Origin of the sequence: Streptomyces sp. NPDC021012 (assembly GCF_044333355.1) — a bacterium.
GTDB lineage: Bacteria > Actinomycetota > Actinomycetes > Streptomycetales > Streptomycetaceae > Streptomyces.
Genome location: NZ_JBIRQU010000023.1, coordinates 1 through 15,807, shown reverse-complemented (window position 1 = coordinate 15,807; position 15,807 = coordinate 1). Strand labels below are relative to the sequence as shown.

The window sequence follows — 15,807 nt, the reverse complement described above, 5'->3', positions numbered from 1 at the left end:
ACCTCCCGTTGGTATTTAGACAGAGTAATGAGTTAGGCTAACGAACATGCCAGATCTGTCCCACGGCACCGCCGACGACGCCGCGGCCGTGAACGCGCTCCGCTCCTCCGTCATGCGACTGGGCCGACGTCTCAAGCACCAGCGCGTCGACGAGTCGCTGAGCCCCACCGAGATGTCGGTGCTCGGCACCCTGTCGCTCTGCGGCTCCGCCACCCCCGGTGAGCTGGCCCGCAAGGAGCACGTCCAGCCGCCCTCGATGACCCGCATCGTCGCGCTGCTCGAAGCCAAGGGACTGGTCCGGCTGGAGCCGCACCCCGACGACCGCCGGCAGAAGGTCGTCAGCCAGACCGAGCAGGCCGAAGCCATGCTCGAAGAGTCCCGCCGCAAGCGGAACGCCTGGCTGGCCGCCCTCGCCGAAGGCCTGGACGAGGACGAATGGGCGAAGCTGCGCGCGGCCGCCCCGGTCCTGGAGAAGCTCGCCCATCTCTGAACCGATGCGCCAAGGAGGCGACGCACTTTGAGTACGGGACACGGAGCAGCAGACTCCGCACCCGTCCATCAACCCACCCCCGACACCCGCGGGCGGGGAGGAACCCTCTTCGGGGACACCTTCTCCTCGCTCGGGATCCGGAACTACCGGCTGTTCTTCACCGGAGCGATCGTCTCCAACACCGGTACGTGGATGGCCCGGATCACCCAGGACTGGCTGGTCCTGAGCCTCACCGGCTCGGCCGCCGCCGTCGGCATCACGACGGCCCTGCAGTTCCTGCCGATGCTGCTCTTCGGGCTGTACGGCGGTGTCATCGCCGACCGCTACCCGAAGCGGCGCCTGCTGCTCGTCAGCCAGGCCGCCCTCGGGCTGTGCGGGCTCGCGCTCGCCGCGCTCACCCTCTCCGGATCCATCCAGGTCTGGCACGTGTACGTGATCGCGTTCCTGCTCGGCATGGTGACCGTCGTCGACAACCCCGCCCGGCAGACCTTCGTCTCCGAGATGGTCGGCCCCGAGCAGCTCCGCAACGCCGTCTCCCTGAACTCCGCGAACTTCCAGTCCGCGCGGCTCGTCGGGCCCGCCGTCGCCGGTGTCCTCATCGCCGGGGTCGGCAGCGGATGGGCCTTCCTGCTCAACGGCCTCTCCTTCCTCGCGCCCCTCGTGAGCCTGCTGCTCATGCGGACGGGCGAGCTCCACAAGGTGGAGCGCGTCTCGCGCGGCAAGGGCCAGCTGCGGGAGGGGCTGCGGTACGTGGCAGGGCGGCCGGACCTGATCTGGCCGATCGTCCTCGTCGGCTTCATCGGCACCTTCGGGTTCAACTTCCCGATCTGGCTCACCGCCTTCTCCGGCGAGGTCTTCCACGTCGGCGCCGGCTCGTACGGCCTCCTCAACACCCTCATGGCGGCCGGCTCCCTCGTGGGCGCCCTCGCCGCCGCCCGCCGCGGCTCGACCCGGCTGCGGATGCTGGTGACCGCCGCCGCCGTCTTCGGCGTCCTGGAGGTCGCGGCGGCCCTGTCGCCGACGTTCTGGCTGTTCGCGCTGCTGCTCGTGCCCATCGGCATGATCGGCCTCACGGTCAACATCACCGCGAACTCGGCCGTCCAGATGGCCACCGACCCCGCCATGCGGGGCCGGGTCATGAGCCTCTACATGATGGTCTTCGCCGGCGGCACCCCGATCGGCGCCCCGCTCCTCGGCTGGGTCACCGACACCTACGGCGCCCGCGTCGGCTTCGCCACGGGCGGCGTGATCTCCCTCGTGGCGGCGGTCGGCATCGGCCTCGTCCTCGCCCGCGTCGGCGGCCTCAAGGTCGCGATGGGCTGGCACCACGGGCACCCGCGGGTCCGGTTCGTCCCGCGCGAGCAGCTGGCGACGGCCGCGTAGGCGCGGGCGTCCGGCCGGCCTGAAGGTGCCGGGCCCCCCTTGACCTCTCGCTCGCGCGTGCGAAGATCGCCGGGCCGTGCAGGTGATGATCAAGGAAAAGGGGGGCTTGCACGCCCATGCCGCTGACCCGCCGCAACGTCCTGACCGCGATGGCCGCCGCTCCGGTCCTCGCGCCCGCCCTCGCTCCCGCCGGAGCCGCGCAGGCGGCCGTCCCGCAGACGGCCCTCCCGACGGCCGAGCCCGCGGTCTGGCCCGCCGCCGTCACCCTGCCCGAGGGGCACAGGTTCGACCTGAAGTCCCAGCCCGCCGATCTGCTCGGCAGGGAGATCCTCCTCGAACACACCAGGGTGCACCAGCAGGTCGCCTTCGACCCGGTGACCGGCCTGGCCTATGCCGTACAGCTCATGAGCGGCGGCCGCCGCCTCCCGGACGAGGACCCGAACGCTCCCGCGCTGTCCACGACGGACCGCAACCAGCGGGGCGACCTCTGCGTCAACCAGCTCGCGCCCGACGGCACGGTCCTCGCCGTCATGCACCTGCGGGGCTTCGGCCACGGCGGCGGACTCGGCGTCGAGCACGTCGACGGCACGCCCTGGCTCTGGCTGGAGACCGACGCGGACCGCGTCGCCGAGGGCTTCGCCTACGGCAGGCACATCGGCCGGATCGCGTTCACGCCCGGTGCCGTCGTCGACGCGGGGAGCAGCCTCGTCGAGGTCTTCGACCCCGTCCCCGGCGCCTCGTCCGTCACCCCGGCCCTGGACCTCGACCACGGCCGCATCGCGGTCCGCCACGTGTCGTCGACCGGCGCCGCGGAGTACCGCGTCTACGGGCTCGACGCCTTCAAGAACCGCGTCTTCACCCCGGACCGCAGCTTCCCGGCGCAGTACACCACCCAGTCCTGGTGCCTGTACGGGAACCTCCTCTACCAGAACCAGGGCAGCGCCTACAGCGCCACCAACCCGAGTCCCGGCAACTCCTGGTGGACCGTCTACGACGTCCTCACCGGCGCGGTGGTCGAGCGGACCTTCAACGCCACCGCGCTCGACCTGACCCACCGCGAGACCGAAGCGATCACCGTCCGCCGAACGCCCGCGGGGCCGCAGCTCGTCTTCGGCTTCGCCACCCAGGAGACACGACACATGGCCCTCTACGGCATCTCCGGCACCACCGTCCCGTGGACCGACCTGGCCTACGACCCCGCCTTCACCGCCACCGACAGCTACCGCCCGCAGTACCGCCAGTCGGGCGACCGCGTCGACCTCCGCCTCCGGGTGACCCGCGTCGACGGGAAGCCGTGGGCCAGCGGTACGACGATCCTCACGCTCCCGCAGCACCTCCGCCCCGGCCGCACCCAGGGCATGGTGGGCACGGCGACCGGCGCCGGCACGATCACCGGCCCCCTCGCCGTCCGCTGGGAGGTCACCCCCGACGGTCAGCTGCGCGTCTACGACGAGCGCGGTTTCGCCGGCTGGATCGCACTGGACGCCGGCTACTTCACCAGCTGACCGAACCGACCGGGCGGCGGGCCGGGGCAACGGCCCTTTCCGGGCCTCCTCACACCCGCCGCTCCAGCACCTGCCCCGGCCAGTCGTTCACCTCGAACGTCTCCGTACGGGTGAACCCCTGCCCCTCGTAGTACGCGACCAGCCGCCCCTCGCTGCCCGCGAAGCAGTCCACGCGGAGCAGCGACACCCCCCGGCGCCGGGTCTCGGCCTCGGCGTGGGCCAGGAGCGCCGCGCCCACCCCGTGCCCGTGGAAACGCGCGTCCGTCGCCAGCAGCCGCACGTACACCTCCGGCTCGTCGGCCGGCTCGATGTACTGGCCCGGGTGCGGCGTCAGCGTCATCGTGCCCGCCGGCACCCCGTCGATCTCCACGATCCACGGATCACCCTCGGCCATCGTCCGCGCGACCTGCTCCACCGCCTTGGGCCGTCCGGAGAACGACTCCGTGCCCCACTGGGCGGTGATCCCCTTGCCGTTCAGCCACACCACGGCGCTGTCGAGTATCGCGAGTATCGCGGGGAGGTCTTCTGTCGTGCCCTTCCGGATCTTCATGCCGGAGAGGATAGGTGGTGCCAGACTTCTGTCATGAGGCTCTTCGCCGCCGTCGTGCCGCCCCCGGAGCGTCTCGACGAGCTGGGGCAGGTCGTCGGGCGGCTGCGTGGGCTGCCCGGGGCCGAGCGGCTGCGGTGGACCGGACGGGACGGGTGGCACCTGACGCTCGCGTTCATGGGGGAGGTCGGGGAGGAGCTGCTGCCGGAGCTGCGGGTGCGGATGGAGAGGGCGGCGCACCGGACGCCGCCCTTCTCCCTGCGGCTGCACGGGGGCGGGCACTTCGGGCGGCGGGCGCTGTGGGCGGGGGTGGCCGGGGATCTGGAGACGCTGCGGCTGCTCGCGGAGCGGTCGGACGCGGCGGCGCGGCGGTCGGGGGTGTCGATGGAGGAGCACCGCCGCTACCAGGCGCATCTGACCGTCGGCCGGGCGCGGGGGGACGGGGTGGGGCTCGGTTCGTTCGTGGAGGAGCTCGGGGGGTTCGAGGGGACGAGGTGGCGGGTCGGGGAGCTGGTGCTCGTGCGGTCGAACCTGCCGGGGGGCGGGGTGCCGGGCGCGCAGCCCCGGTACGAGACGGTCGGGACCTGGCCCCTTGAGGGGCCGGAGGAGCGGTCGGGTTAACCTCGTCTGGTGGACCCGAAGACCCGAAACCGGATCATGGCCGGTGTGCTCGTACTGATGTTCGCGATCGTCGCGGTGGCCTCGCTGGTCGGCCAGTAGCCCCCCGTACCCACGCTGTGGGAAGTCCCTTGCTTCGAGCGCACTCGAAGCAGTTGGCTTGACCCCCATGGAGTACACGCAGCTCGGACGCACCGGACTCAAGGTCAGCCGACTCGTCCTCGGGACGATGAACTTCGGACCGCAGACGGACGAAGCCACCAGTCACGCCATCATGGACACCGCCCTCGACGCGGGGCTCAACTTCTTCGACACGGCCAATGTGTACGGCTGGGGCGAGAACAAGGGGCGGACGGAGGAGATCGTCGGCTCCTGGTTCGCCAAGGGCGACGGCCGCCGTGACCGCACGGTCCTCGCCACCAAGGTCTACGGGAACATGGGCCCCGACGGCGAGGCCTGGCCCAACCACGACAAGCTGTCCGCCCTGAACATCCGGCGGGCCGTCGAGGCCAGCCTGAAGCGCCTCGGCACCGACTACATCGACGTCTACCAGTTCCACCACGTCGACCGCGCCACTCCCTTCGAGGAGATCTGGCAGGCCGTCGACGTCCTCGTCCAGCAGGGCAAGGTGCTGTACGCGGGATCCTCCAACTTCCCCGGGTACAAGATCGCCCAGGCCAACGAGATCGCCGCCCGGCGCGGCGCGGTCGGGCTCGTCAGCGAGCAGTGCCTCTACAACCTGTTCGAGCGGCGCGCCGAGATGGAGGTGATCCCGGCCGCCCAGGAGTACGGCCTCGGGGTCATCCCCTGGTCGCCGCTGCACGGCGGTCTGCTCGGCGGCGTCCTCAAGAAGGAGACCGAGGGCAAGCGGCGCACCGAGGGCCGCGCGGCGGCCACGCTCGCCGACCCGGCGGTGCGGGCGCAGCTCCAGGCCTACGAGGACCTGCTCGACAAGCACGGCCTCCAGCCCGGCGAGACGGCCCTCGCCTGGCTGCTCACCCGCCCCGGCGTCACCGGCCCGATCGTCGGCCCCCGCACCCCGGAGCAGCTGGCGGGCGCCCTGCGCGCCCTGGAGCTCGAACTGAGCGAAGAGCTCCTGGCCGGCCTCGACGAGGTCTTCCCGGGGCCGGGGCCGTCTCCGGAGGCCTTCGCCTGGTGACCTCTTCCTAGGGGCTCTTCCTGGGGGTTCTTCCTAGGGGGTTCCCAGCCAGCTGGTGGCGTCCAGGCGGAACGCCGTCTCCTCGGGGACGACGTTCCGCAGGGCCGCCTCCATGTCCCGGACGCGGTCCGCGCCGAGGGTCGCGATCCACTCCGCCCGCAGGTCGTCGAAGATCGCGGCGGAGCGGGCGAGGGCCTCGTATCCGCGCGGGGTGAGCCGGACGAGTTTGCGGCGCGCGTCGGCGGGGTCGTCGGCGCGCTCGGCGTAGCCGGCGGCGAGCAGCCGGTCGACGGTCTTGCCGGCGGCCTGCTTGGAGACGCCGAGGCGCCGCCCGATGTCGCTCGCGGTGGCGCCCTCGGCCCCGATCGCCTGCATGGCGAAGCCGTGGGCCGGGCGCAGGTCGGGGTGGCCCTCGGCGGCGAGGCGGGCGTGGAGCCGGTCGATGAGGGTGCGGAAGCCGCCGAAGAGGAGCAGGGGAAGTTCGTACCCGGGTGTGTCGCGCACGGGCACCCCCTTGTCCATATCGACAACCTGGTTTACGTTTTCTCCAGCGACATCGTCAACCATGTTGTCCATTCTAGTCCGTGGGGGAACCGCCTTGTCCGCACCGCTCGACCTGCCCGCCCGCACCGCCGCCGCCGTCGCCCTCCTCAAGGAGACCTCCCCGGAGACCCTCGACGCCTTCCTCGAGCTCAGCGCGGTCTTCGAGTCCGCCACCCTCGACCCGCACTCCCGCGAGACCGTCATCCTGACCGTCGCCGAACGCAACCAGTGCCACCTCTGCGTCGACATGCACGAGGCCAAGATGGCCGCCCTCGGCCCGGCCCCCGACGCCGAACGCCTCGCCGCCGTGCGGGCGTTCACCCTCCGGGTCCTCGCCTCCTCCGGTGCGGTGAGCGACGGGGACCTCGCCGACTTCGAGAAGGCCGGCTACACCCGCCGCAACGCCCTGGAGGTCGTCCTCGGCATCGGTACGTACACGGTGTCGACCTTCGCGAACCGCCTGGTCCGCGCCGCCTGAACCGTCAGACGGCGTACGGGCCGCCCACGCCCCACGCCTGGTGCATCGCGTCGGCGAACGCGGCCGCCAGCTTGTGCTCGCCGCTCGGGCCGGGGTGCGTGCCGTCGTAGGTGTCCGTCCGGAGGTCGTACGACTCCGGGACCGTCGCCAGGAGGAGCGGCGAGGCCGCCGTGTCCAGGTCGGCGACCGCCTTCGCGAGCAGCTCGTTCAGGCGGGCGCACTCGGCGGCGAAGGCGGCGTCGTACCCGGCGCGGACGTTCGGGATGACCGGCAGGAGGACCGCCCGGACGCGCGGGTTCGCGGCCCGCGCGCCCTCGACGAACGCCCGGACGTTCTCCTCCGTCTGGTCGCTGTTCGTGTAGAAACCCAGGTCGATCAGGCCGAGGGAGACCAGCAGGACGTCCGCCCCGGTCGCCGCGACCGCCTCGCCGATCACCGGCGCCATGTGCAGCCAGCCCTCGCCCCAGCCCGCCAGATGGCGCCTGGCCCCGGCGGGGAACGCCGGATCGGGGTACGCCTCCGAGGCCGGGGCGTCGACGGCGGGGTCGTACAGACCGGAGCGCGGGCCGACGATCTCGTACCCGCCGGGGAGCGTCGCCTCCAGGTGCTCCCACATGCGGTAACGCCAGGTCCAGTCGCCGGCGCGTCCAATGGTCATGCTGTCGCCGACGAACAGAAAACGCATGCTCACATCTTCCCGGACCCGGGCCCGGACCTCGACGTGATCCGGGACACGGGCCTACTTCAGGAAGCCGGCCAGGCGGTCCGCGAACCACTCCGCGTCGTCGTGCCACGGGAAGTGCCCCGCCCCCGCCAGGACCGCGAGCTCCGCCTCCGGGAACAGCTCCGCGTACGCCGTGGCCGTCGGCACCGGCGTGTTCGCGTCGCCCTCCCCGGCGACGACCAGGACCGGCCGGTCGAACCCCGCGAACACCGCGCGCGTGGCGTCCGGTTCGAAGGCGCCCTCGCTCGCGTAGACGCCGGCGGCCTCCCCGTTCCGCTGTTCCACCGTGTCCGCGTTCCGCTGCCGCGCGGCCTCGTCCCAGGTCCCGTGGAAGAACGGCGCCACGGCCTGGAAGGTCTCCGCCGTCCCCCGCCCCGCCGCCAGTTCCTCGAGTGCCGCGTACGCCGGACCGAACCAGGGCTCCTCCTCGCGCCATGCCTGCCGGGCCGCCGCGAGCCGCTCCTCCCCGGTCGTCACCAGCCCCGGTGCCGCCGCGCCCGGCGTCACGAGCACGAGCCGCGCCACCCGCTCCGGATGCCGGGTCACGTACAGCGCGGCCAGGTTCGCGCCCGCCGAGTGCCCGAGCAGGTCGACCGCCTCCAGCCCGAGGTGCGCCCGCAGCGCCTCCACGTCCTCCACGAGCCGGTCGCAGCGGTACGAGGCCGCGTCCTCCGGCACCGCCGAGGCACCCGTGCCCCGCAGGTCGAGGCGGATCAGCGTCCGATGGGCGTCGAGACCGCCGAGGTCCCCCAGATAGGCGGAGTCCTGCATCGGACCGCCGGGCAGACAGATCAGCGGCTCGCCGGAACCGGACACGTGGTACGCGAGCAGGGTGCCGTCGGGGGCGGGGAAGGTAGGCATGGCGCGACCATGACAGCGGTTCCGGTCCTGGTCAAACGGGTTTCCGCGGGCCTCCCTGGGGCCCCCGGGCCTCCCTGGGTCCCCCCCGGGCCCCCCGGGCCCCCCGGGCTGCCCCGGGCCCCCGGGCTGCCCCGGGCCCCCGGGCTGCCCCGGGCCCCCGGGCTGCCCCGGGCCCCCGGGCTGCCCCGGGCCCCCGAGCCCCTGGGCCCCCCGAGCCCCCGGGCCTCCCCGGGTTTTCCGCCCGCCGTGGCAGGCTTGAACCCATGCGATCTGCTCTCTGCGCCCTCGGCGCGGCCGCCGCCCTGGTGCTGCTCCCGGCCGCCCACGCCCGTGCCGAAGGGCAGGAACCCGACCGGGACTTCACGATCGAGGACCCCCGGATCACCGAGTCCAGCGGACTCGCCGCGAGCCGGGCCCACCCCGGGATCTACTGGACGCACAACGACCAGGACGCGCCCCTGATCTACGGCGTCGACTCCCGTACGGGAAAGACCGTCGCGACCCTGACCATGGCCGGCGTCGGCACCCCCCGCGACATGGAGGCGATCGCCGTCGGCCCGGACGGCGACATCTACGTCGGCGACATCGGCGACAACCGCGACGGCACCTGGGACCACGTCTGGATCTACCGCTTCCCCGAGCCGAAGACGCTGAAGGACCAGACCGTCAAGGCGAGGCAGTACGTCGTGAAGTACGCCGACGGGGCCCGCAACGCGGAGGCCCTGATGGTCCATCCGAAGACCGGCCGGGTCTACATCGCGAGCAAGAACCAGAAGGGCGGCGGCCTCTACGCGGGCCCCGAGCACCTCTCCCCGTCCGGCACGAACGTCTTCCGGCGCGTCGACGACGTCCCCTGGGTGACCGACGGCGCCTTCTCCCCGGGCGGCGACCGCCTCGTCCTGCGTGGCTACTTCAGCGCCGAGGAGTACGCCTGGAAGGACGGCCGCCTCGCCGACCAGGGCACGCCGATCGCCGCCCCCTTCCAGGGCCAGGCCGAATCGGTGACGTACACGACCGACGGCTCGGCCTTCATGTTCGGCTCGGAGGGGAAGAACAGCCGGGTGGTGCGGGTGGACCGCACCTCCGGGGGGCCTTCCGAGGAGCCGACGCGGACGCCGGGCGGCACGCCGAAGCCCCCGGCGGCGGGCGCCGCCGAGGGCGAGAAGGGCAACGTCACCGTCGGCTTCCTCGTCCTCGCCGGAGCCACCGTCCTCGTCGTCGGCGTCAAACGCCTGCTGCGCCGGGGCTGAGGGCGGGGGAGCGGGTCAGCAGGGGCTCAGGTACCCCACCCAGCGCCAGTCGGCGGCGGGGTCCGAGCTGTAGCCGCCGGGCGAGGTCCAACGGAGGACGCCGCTCTTGTCGTAGAACTTCGCCCTGAGCTCCGCGCGCTGGTTGTTGATCCACGATCCGGTCGTGTACCAGTTGATGTACACGGGGTAGTTGCAGGTGAAGAGGCGCAGCTCGGACCCCGTGTAGTTCTGGCCGTAGTACGCGCACACGTACGTGTAGGGGCAGCTGGCCGCCGCGACGCCCGCCGGGGCGTCGAGGTCCCGGGCTCGCTCCTCCCCCGGGAGCGGGAGCAGCAGCTCCCCGCCCGGCAGGGCGATCTTGTTCGCGCCGACCTGGGTTCCCCCGCTCTTCGCCAGGTAGGCGTCGACCTGCTTCTGCAGGCTCTTCGCCTGCGCACCGGTCAGCCCGGCGGACCTGGCCTGCGCCGCGAACGCGTCGCCGCCCGTGGCCGCTCCGGCCGCGCTCGGTGCGGCCACGAGGGCCAGGAGCGCCAGCATGAGGGCGGTGAAGGCCTTCGCCCACCCGTGTGTCCGTAAGGAACTCCGCACTGCCACTGGTCATCCCTTCGTCGTCCGCCCGGCGCGGTGCCGGGGGTGGGACCACTGTGCGGTGCGTGGTCCGGGCGCGTCGTTGGCGTTGAGCGCAGAGTCACGTGACATCGGGCGCAAAAGACCGCTGTTTTCACGCGAGTTGACCGACATCCCGCTGTCCCGGCGCCCGCCCCGCCATCCACGATGGGCGTGTACACATCACCGGGGAGGTGAGGGTGAGCGCATCCGTCTCCACCACGAACTTCAGCGCACGCGACGGCTTCGAGTGGTGGGCGCAGATGATCGACGAAGCGGTCATGCGGGTGTCGATCACCAGTCCGTACGTCGAGCGCTTCCAAGCGACCACCACGGCCGTCGAGTTGGGCGACACCGACCTCGCCACCTTCGCCTTCTCCCCGCTGTCCGCCCGGCGGGACGCCGCCCAGATCCGGCGCGGGGACCCCGAGGACTACTTCCTCTTCCTCGTCCACGGCAGCTCCATCGGCATGGAGCAGCGCCGCAACAACTCCCTCCTCCGCGTGGGGGACCTGGCGGTCTTCGATTCCTCGCACCCCCTGAGCAGCGAGTTCCGCGACGAGGGGCGACTCCCCGAGGTCAGTCTGCTGCGACTTCCCCGGGCCCGCATCCCGCTGCCCCAGGACCGGATGGACCGTCTGCTCAGCACCGCACTGCCCTCCCGGACCGGCTCGGGGGCGCTGCTCGTCTCCTACCTGAACGGGCTCCGCGCCCAGGCCGGCGGCTGCGACGCCGCCGAGCTGCGGCGTCTCGGCGGCGTCGCGAGCGACCTCGTCGCCGCCTTCCTCTCCGCCGCCGGCGACAGCCCCGTGCCCCTGCCGGCCGAGACCCGGCAGCAGGTCCTGCGGGCCCGCATCCGCGCCTTCGTCGACCACAACCTGTCCGACCCCGGGCTCGGCCCCGCCGTCGTCGCGGCCCACCACCACATCTCCGTACGCCTGCTCCACCTGCTCTTCCGCGAGGAACCGGAGACGATCGGCGCCACGATCCGGCGGCTCCGCCTCGAACGCAGCCGCGCGGACCTCGCCGACCCGCGCCTCGGCCACCGCACGATCGGCGAGATCGCGAGCCGGTGGGGCTTCCGGCACCAGGCCGACTTCAGCCGGGCCTTCCGCCGCGCGTACGGCATGGCGCCGAGCGACTTCCGGCAGGAGGGGCCACCGGCCCCGCCGCGCACGCCGAAGGGCCCGGCGTCGGTCGTGTCCGACGCCGGGCCCTCCGTACGACCGTGAAGGTCAGAGCTGTCCGATGACGTAGTCGATGCAGGCCGTCAGCGCCCGCACGTCCGCCGGGTCGATCGCCGGGAACATCGCGATGCGGAGCTGGTTGCGGCCCAGCTTGCGGTACGGCTCGGTGTCCACGATGCCGTTGGCGCGCAGCACCTTGGCGACGGCCGCCGCGTCGACGTCGTCCGAGAAGTCGATCGTGCCGATGACCTGCGAGCGCTTGGCGGCGTCCGCCACGAACGGCGAGGCGTACTTGGACTCCTCGGCCCACGTGTAGAGGGCGTCCGAGGACTCCTTCGTCCGGGCCACGGCCCAGTCCAGACCGCCCTGGCCGTTGATCCACTTCAGCTGCTCGTTGAGCAGGAAGAGGGTCGAGAGGGCCGGGGTGTTGTACGTCTGGTTCTTGAGCGAGTTGTCGATCGCCGTGGGGAGGGAGAAGAACTCGGGGATGTGGCGGCCCGAGGCGTGGATCTTCCGCGCCCGCTCCAGGGCGGCCGGGGAGAAGGCCGCGAGCCACAGGCCGCCCTCGGCGGCGAAGGACTTCTGCGGGGCGAAGTAGTAGACGTCCGACTCGGTGATGTCGACCGGGAGGCCGCCCGCGCCGGAGGTCGCGTCGACCAGGACGAGCGCGCCCTCGTCGGCGCCCGCGACCCGCTTGATCGGGGCGGCGACACCGGTGGAGGTCTCGTTGTGGGTGTACGCGTAGACGTCGACGCCCGCCTCGGCCACCGGCTCCGGGTGGGTGCCCGGGTCGGAGGAGACCACGGTCGGCTCGGCGAGCCAGGGAGCCAGCTTGGCGGCCTTCGCGAACTTGGAGGAGAACTCGCCGAAGGTGAGGTGCTGCGACTTGTTCTCGATGAGTCCGTGGGTCGCGACGTCCCAGAAGGCGGTGGAGCCGCCGTTGCCCAGGATCACCTCGTAGCCCTCGGGCAGCGAGAAGAGGTCGGAGATGCCGGCACGTACCTCGCCGACCAGGTTCTTGACCGGAGCCTGGCGGTGGGACGTGCCGAGGAGGGAGGTGCCGGTGGCGGCCAGGGCGTCCAGCGCCTCCGTACGCACCTTGGAGGGGCCCGCGCCGAAACGGCCGTCGGCGGGCTTGATGTCAGCGGGAATCTGGATCTCAGCCACGAGGCGGAGAGTATCGGGTCGGGGAGGGGCCGGTCGCCGGATGTCCGCCCGATGAGACGAGGAGTGGGACATCCTGGCGTTGTGGGAACACACGAGGAAGACCTGCCCGGACTCGCCTCCGAGCTGCGCGCCGCAGTGCGCGGAGACGTCGATTTCTCCGTCACCGCGAGGGCGCTCGCGACGATGGACGCCTCCAACTACCGCCGCGTGCCTGCCGGTACGGTCGCGCCGCGCGACGCCGCCGACGTCGCCGCCGTCCTGGAGGCGTGCCGGGCGCACGGCGCCACCCCGGTCGTCGCGCGGGGCGCCGGGACCTCCATCGGAGGCCAGGCGACCGGCACCGGCGTCGTGCTCGACCTCACACGGCACATGGGCGGGATCGTCTCCCTGGATCCCGAGGCGCGGACGGCGGTCGTCCGGCCCGGCCTCGTCCTCGACCGGCTGCGGGATGCGGCCCGCCCCCACGGGCTGACCTTCGGCCCCGACCCGTCCACCCACAGCCGCTGCACCCTCGGCGGCATGATCGGCAACAACGCCTGCGGGGCGCACTCCGTCGCCTGGGGGACCACGGCGGACAACGTGCGCTCGCTGGAAGTGGTGACCTACCGGGGCGAGAGGTTGACATTGGGGCGGGACGGGCGGGGCGCGCCCCCCGGACTCCTCGACCTCGTCGACCGCAACCTGGCCCTCCTCCGCACCGGCTACCCGGAAGGGCTCCCGCGCCGCATCTCGGGGTACGCCCTCGACGCGCTGCTGCCCGAGCGGGGCCGGGACGTCGTCCGCTCCTTCGTCGGCAGCGAGGGGACCCTGGGGGTGGTGACGGAGGCGACCGTCACCCTCGTCCCGCTGCCCGCCGAGCCGGTCCTCGTCGTCCTGGGGTACGCGGACGAGAGCGCGGCGGCGGACGCGGCGGCGGGACTGCTCCCGTACGGGCCGCTGACGGTGGAGGGGATGGCGGCGGATCTCGTACGGGGGGCGTCAGGGCTCCCCAAGGGTGCGGCGTGGCTGTTCTGCGAGGTGGACGGCGCTCGGGCCGCCGCCGATCTGGTCCGGGCGGCCGACGCGCTGGACGCGGCCGTGGTGCGGGAGGCGGCCGGGCAGCGGGCGCTGTGGCGGATCCGGGAGGACGCGGCGGGGACGGCGACCCGGATGCCGGGAGGCGGGGACGCCTGGCCGGGCTGGGAGGACTGCGCGGTGCCGCCGGCACGGCTCGGCGCGTACCTCCGTGACTTCCGCGCGCTGCTGGCCGATTTCGGCCTCAGGGGAGTCCCGTACGGGCACTTCGGGGACGGCTGCGTGCACGTCCGCATCGACTTCGACCTGTGGACGGGGAAGGGCGTACGGGACTTCCGGCGCTTCTCCGAGGCCGTCGCCGACCTCGTGGTCGCCCACGGCGGCTCGCTCTCCGGGGAGCACGGCGACGGGCAGGCGCGGGCCGAGCTGCTGCCGAGGATGTACGGGGAGGAGCTCGTCGGCCTCTTCGGCGCGGTCAAGGACGTGTGGGACCCGGACGGGGGCCTGAACCCGGGGATGCTGGTGCGGCCGCGGCGACTCGACGAGGGGCTCCGCTTCGAGGGCCTGCCGGTGGTGGGGGTGGGAAGGGCCGCGGCCCGGTGCGTGGGCGTGGCCAAGTGCCGCGTCGAAGGGCCGAGTACGGGGCCGGGCGTGATGTGTCCCTCGTACCGGGCGACGGGGGAGGAGAAGCACTCCACCCGGGGCCGGGCGCGGCTCCTTCACGAGATGGCGCTCGGCGAGGTGATCACCGACGGCTGGCGCTCGGAGGAGGTCCGGGAGGCCCTCGACCTGTGCCTGTCCTGCAAGGGCTGCCGGAGCGACTGCCCGGTGGGCGTCGACATGGCGGCGTACAAGGCGGAGTTCCTCGACCGGCACTACGCGCGGCGGCCCTTCGCGCGGCCGCGTTCGCACTGGACGATGGGCCGCCTCCCGGGCTGGCTGGCGCACTTCGGGCGGGGCCTCAACGCGGTGATGGGGCTTCCGTTCGCGGCGCGGCTCGCGGGGGTGACGCCGGAGCGGACGATGCCGAGGGTGGCGGAACGGTCCTTCGCGTACTGGTTCGCCCAACGCGCCTCGACCCGCCCGCCGTCGCTCACCCTGTGGCCGGACACCTTCACGAACCACCTGGCACCGGAGGTCGGCGAGGCGGCCGTCCGCGTCCTGGAGGACGCGGGACTGGGCGTGGACCTGCCCCCGGGCCGGGTCTGCTGCGGCCTCACGTACGTCTCGACGGGCCAGCTGGGCGCGGCCCGGAAGGTGATGCGGCGGACGCTGGACGTGATGGGGCAGGCGGAGGGCCCGGTGGTCGTCCTCGAACCCTCCTGCGCGGCCACCCTCCGCACCGACCTCCCGGAGCTGATGGGAGACGACCCCCGCGCCGCGCGCCTTGCGGCATCGGTCCTCACCTTCGCGGAAGCCCTGGAAACCCTCGCCCCCGACTGGACCCCGCCCCGCCTCGACCGCCCCGTCACCGGCCAGACCCACTGCCACCAGCACGCCGTCCTGGGCGACACGGCTGACCGCCGCCTCCGGGAACGGGCGGGCCTGACGGGGGAGCTGGCGGGCGGCTGCTGCGGCCTCGCGGGCAACTTCGGCTTCGAGCCCGGCCACTACGAAGTCTCGGTGACCTGCGCGGAGGACCAGCTGCTGCCGGCGCTGAGGGCGGCCGGAGGCGCGACGGTCCTGGCGGACGGCTTCTCGTGCCGGACCCAGATCGCGGACCTGACGGACTTCCGGGGGCGGCACCTGGCGGAGCTCCTCGCGGAGGCGATCGACAGCGGACTGAAGCCTTCCGGATCTTGACGCTGACCTCGGGAAAGCTGAGGATGCACCTTGTCGGACGCGCCCCTGCCACGTGTCAGTGAGAGCCGCGCCGACTCCTTGCGTACGGGGCGATGGCCCCCTTCTTTCTGTTCCGGGGGGAACGACTCTTGAGCAAGCGCATGCGCCGCGCGGCGGCGATGACCGGGGTGGCGGGCCTGCTGGCCGTGGCCGGTATGACGGCGGGGGCGGGGGTGGCCGCGGCGGAGGATCTGAAGCTGTCGGCGCATGACCAGGTCGCTGCTCCCGGCACCGCGCCGCGCCTCTCCCCCAAGGTGGAGTCCGGCACCCCTGACGGCAAGACCGTGATCGCCTTCTCCACCAAGCCGCTGACCGGACCGGCCGGAGACGGAGCAGGGGTCCCCCAGGGATTCACCGCACAGGCCAACGACTGCACGGAGGTCGCCGGTCTCGTCGCCGTCTACGTCTGCGGCCCCTCAGGCCTGCGCCCCGG

Annotated in this window: 16 protein-coding genes; 10 read left to right on the top strand and 6 right to left on the bottom strand. The window is 72.9% G+C overall.

Annotation, left to right across the window (positions count from 1 at the left end; translation table 11 throughout):
* Positions 1-46: 46 nt before the first annotated feature.
* From ACH4TP_RS38630 to ACH4TP_RS38620, 3 genes are all read left to right on the top strand, one after another.
* The gene (locus tag ACH4TP_RS38630; RefSeq protein ID WP_351184871.1) at positions 47-490 is read left to right on the top strand and encodes a MarR family transcriptional regulator; all 444 of its coding nucleotides are present in this window, start codon (positions 47-49) and stop codon (positions 488-490) included.
* Between the two features lie 27 nt (positions 491-517).
* On the top strand, positions 518-1,873 hold the full coding sequence (locus ACH4TP_RS38625; protein WP_389221445.1) for an MFS transporter: 1,356 nt from the start codon (positions 518-520) through the stop codon (positions 1,871-1,873).
* Positions 1,874-1,989: 116 nt separating this feature from the next.
* Positions 1,990-3,378, top strand: coding sequence for a signaling protein (locus ACH4TP_RS38620; protein WP_398440536.1), 1,389 nt, complete (start codon positions 1,990-1,992; stop codon positions 3,376-3,378).
* Positions 3,379-3,427: 49 nt separating this feature from the next.
* Here the strand turns inward: ACH4TP_RS38620 and ACH4TP_RS38615 are convergent, their stop codons facing one another.
* On the bottom strand, positions 3,428-3,928 hold the full coding sequence (locus tag ACH4TP_RS38615) for a GNAT family N-acetyltransferase (protein WP_398440535.1): 501 nt from the start codon (positions 3,926-3,928) through the stop codon (positions 3,428-3,430).
* A gap of 33 nt (positions 3,929-3,961) precedes the next feature.
* On the opposite strand from ACH4TP_RS38615, the gene thpR reads away from it, so the two are divergent.
* Together thpR and ACH4TP_RS38605 are read left to right on the top strand one after the other, a co-directional pair.
* Positions 3,962-4,546 (top strand): RNA 2',3'-cyclic phosphodiesterase, encoded by a 585-nt coding sequence (gene thpR, locus ACH4TP_RS38610; protein WP_398183709.1) that lies wholly within the window; start codon positions 3,962-3,964, stop codon positions 4,544-4,546.
* A 166-nt stretch (positions 4,547-4,712) separates the two neighbouring features.
* The gene (locus tag ACH4TP_RS38605; RefSeq protein WP_389221437.1) at positions 4,713-5,702 is read left to right on the top strand and encodes an aldo/keto reductase; all 990 of its coding nucleotides are present in this window, start codon (positions 4,713-4,715) and stop codon (positions 5,700-5,702) included.
* Between the two features lie 33 nt (positions 5,703-5,735).
* On the opposite strand, the gene ACH4TP_RS38600 is transcribed toward ACH4TP_RS38605, so the two are convergent.
* Positions 5,736-6,269 carry a MarR family winged helix-turn-helix transcriptional regulator gene (locus ACH4TP_RS38600; protein ID WP_398440534.1) on the bottom strand — a complete coding sequence of 178 codons (534 nt, stop codon included), beginning with the start codon at positions 6,267-6,269 and terminating at the stop codon, positions 5,736-5,738.
* A gap of 31 nt (positions 6,270-6,300) precedes the next feature.
* Here ACH4TP_RS38600 and ACH4TP_RS38595 point away from each other — a divergent pair, with 31 nt between their 5' ends.
* Complete coding sequence (locus tag ACH4TP_RS38595) at positions 6,301-6,723, top strand: carboxymuconolactone decarboxylase family protein (protein WP_398440533.1); 423 nt, start codon at positions 6,301-6,303, stop codon at positions 6,721-6,723.
* A gap of 4 nt (positions 6,724-6,727) precedes the next feature.
* Here ACH4TP_RS38595 and ACH4TP_RS38590 read toward each other — a convergent pair whose 3' ends face one another.
* Positions 6,728-7,408, bottom strand: a complete 681-nt coding sequence (locus ACH4TP_RS38590) for a GDSL-type esterase/lipase family protein (RefSeq protein ID WP_398183720.1) — start codon at positions 7,406-7,408, stop codon at positions 6,728-6,730.
* 54 nt (positions 7,409-7,462) lie between these two features.
* On the bottom strand, positions 7,463-8,308 hold the full coding sequence (locus ACH4TP_RS38585; protein WP_398183723.1) for an alpha/beta fold hydrolase: 846 nt from the start codon (positions 8,306-8,308) through the stop codon (positions 7,463-7,465).
* A 263-nt stretch (positions 8,309-8,571) separates the two neighbouring features.
* Between ACH4TP_RS38585 and ACH4TP_RS38580 the strand changes: the two genes are divergently transcribed.
* The gene (locus ACH4TP_RS38580) at positions 8,572-9,558 is read left to right on the top strand and encodes a WD40 repeat domain-containing protein (protein ID WP_398440532.1); all 987 of its coding nucleotides are present in this window, start codon (positions 8,572-8,574) and stop codon (positions 9,556-9,558) included.
* Between the two features lie 15 nt (positions 9,559-9,573).
* On the opposite strand, the gene ACH4TP_RS38575 is transcribed toward ACH4TP_RS38580, so the two are convergent.
* Complete coding sequence (locus ACH4TP_RS38575; protein WP_398183729.1) at positions 9,574-10,095, bottom strand: peptidase inhibitor family I36 protein; 522 nt, start codon at positions 10,093-10,095, stop codon at positions 9,574-9,576.
* A 269-nt stretch (positions 10,096-10,364) separates the two neighbouring features.
* Here ACH4TP_RS38575 and ACH4TP_RS38570 point away from each other — a divergent pair, with 269 nt between their 5' ends.
* Positions 10,365-11,396, top strand: coding sequence for a helix-turn-helix domain-containing protein (locus ACH4TP_RS38570; RefSeq protein ID WP_398183732.1), 1,032 nt, complete (start codon positions 10,365-10,367; stop codon positions 11,394-11,396).
* 3 nt (positions 11,397-11,399) lie between these two features.
* On the opposite strand, the gene serC is transcribed toward ACH4TP_RS38570, so the two are convergent.
* A complete protein-coding gene (gene serC, locus ACH4TP_RS38565; protein WP_398183735.1) occupies positions 11,400-12,518 on the bottom strand; it encodes a phosphoserine transaminase in 1,119 nt (372 codons plus the stop codon).
* A 51-nt stretch (positions 12,519-12,569) separates the two neighbouring features.
* Between serC and ACH4TP_RS38560 the strand changes: the two genes are divergently transcribed.
* Complete coding sequence (locus ACH4TP_RS38560; RefSeq protein WP_398440531.1) at positions 12,570-15,335, top strand: FAD-binding and (Fe-S)-binding domain-containing protein; 2,766 nt, start codon at positions 12,570-12,572, stop codon at positions 15,333-15,335.
* Between the two features lie 128 nt (positions 15,336-15,463).
* Positions 15,464-15,807 (top strand): hypothetical protein (locus ACH4TP_RS38555; protein ID WP_398440530.1); only part of this gene is annotated, 344 nt, incomplete at its 3' end.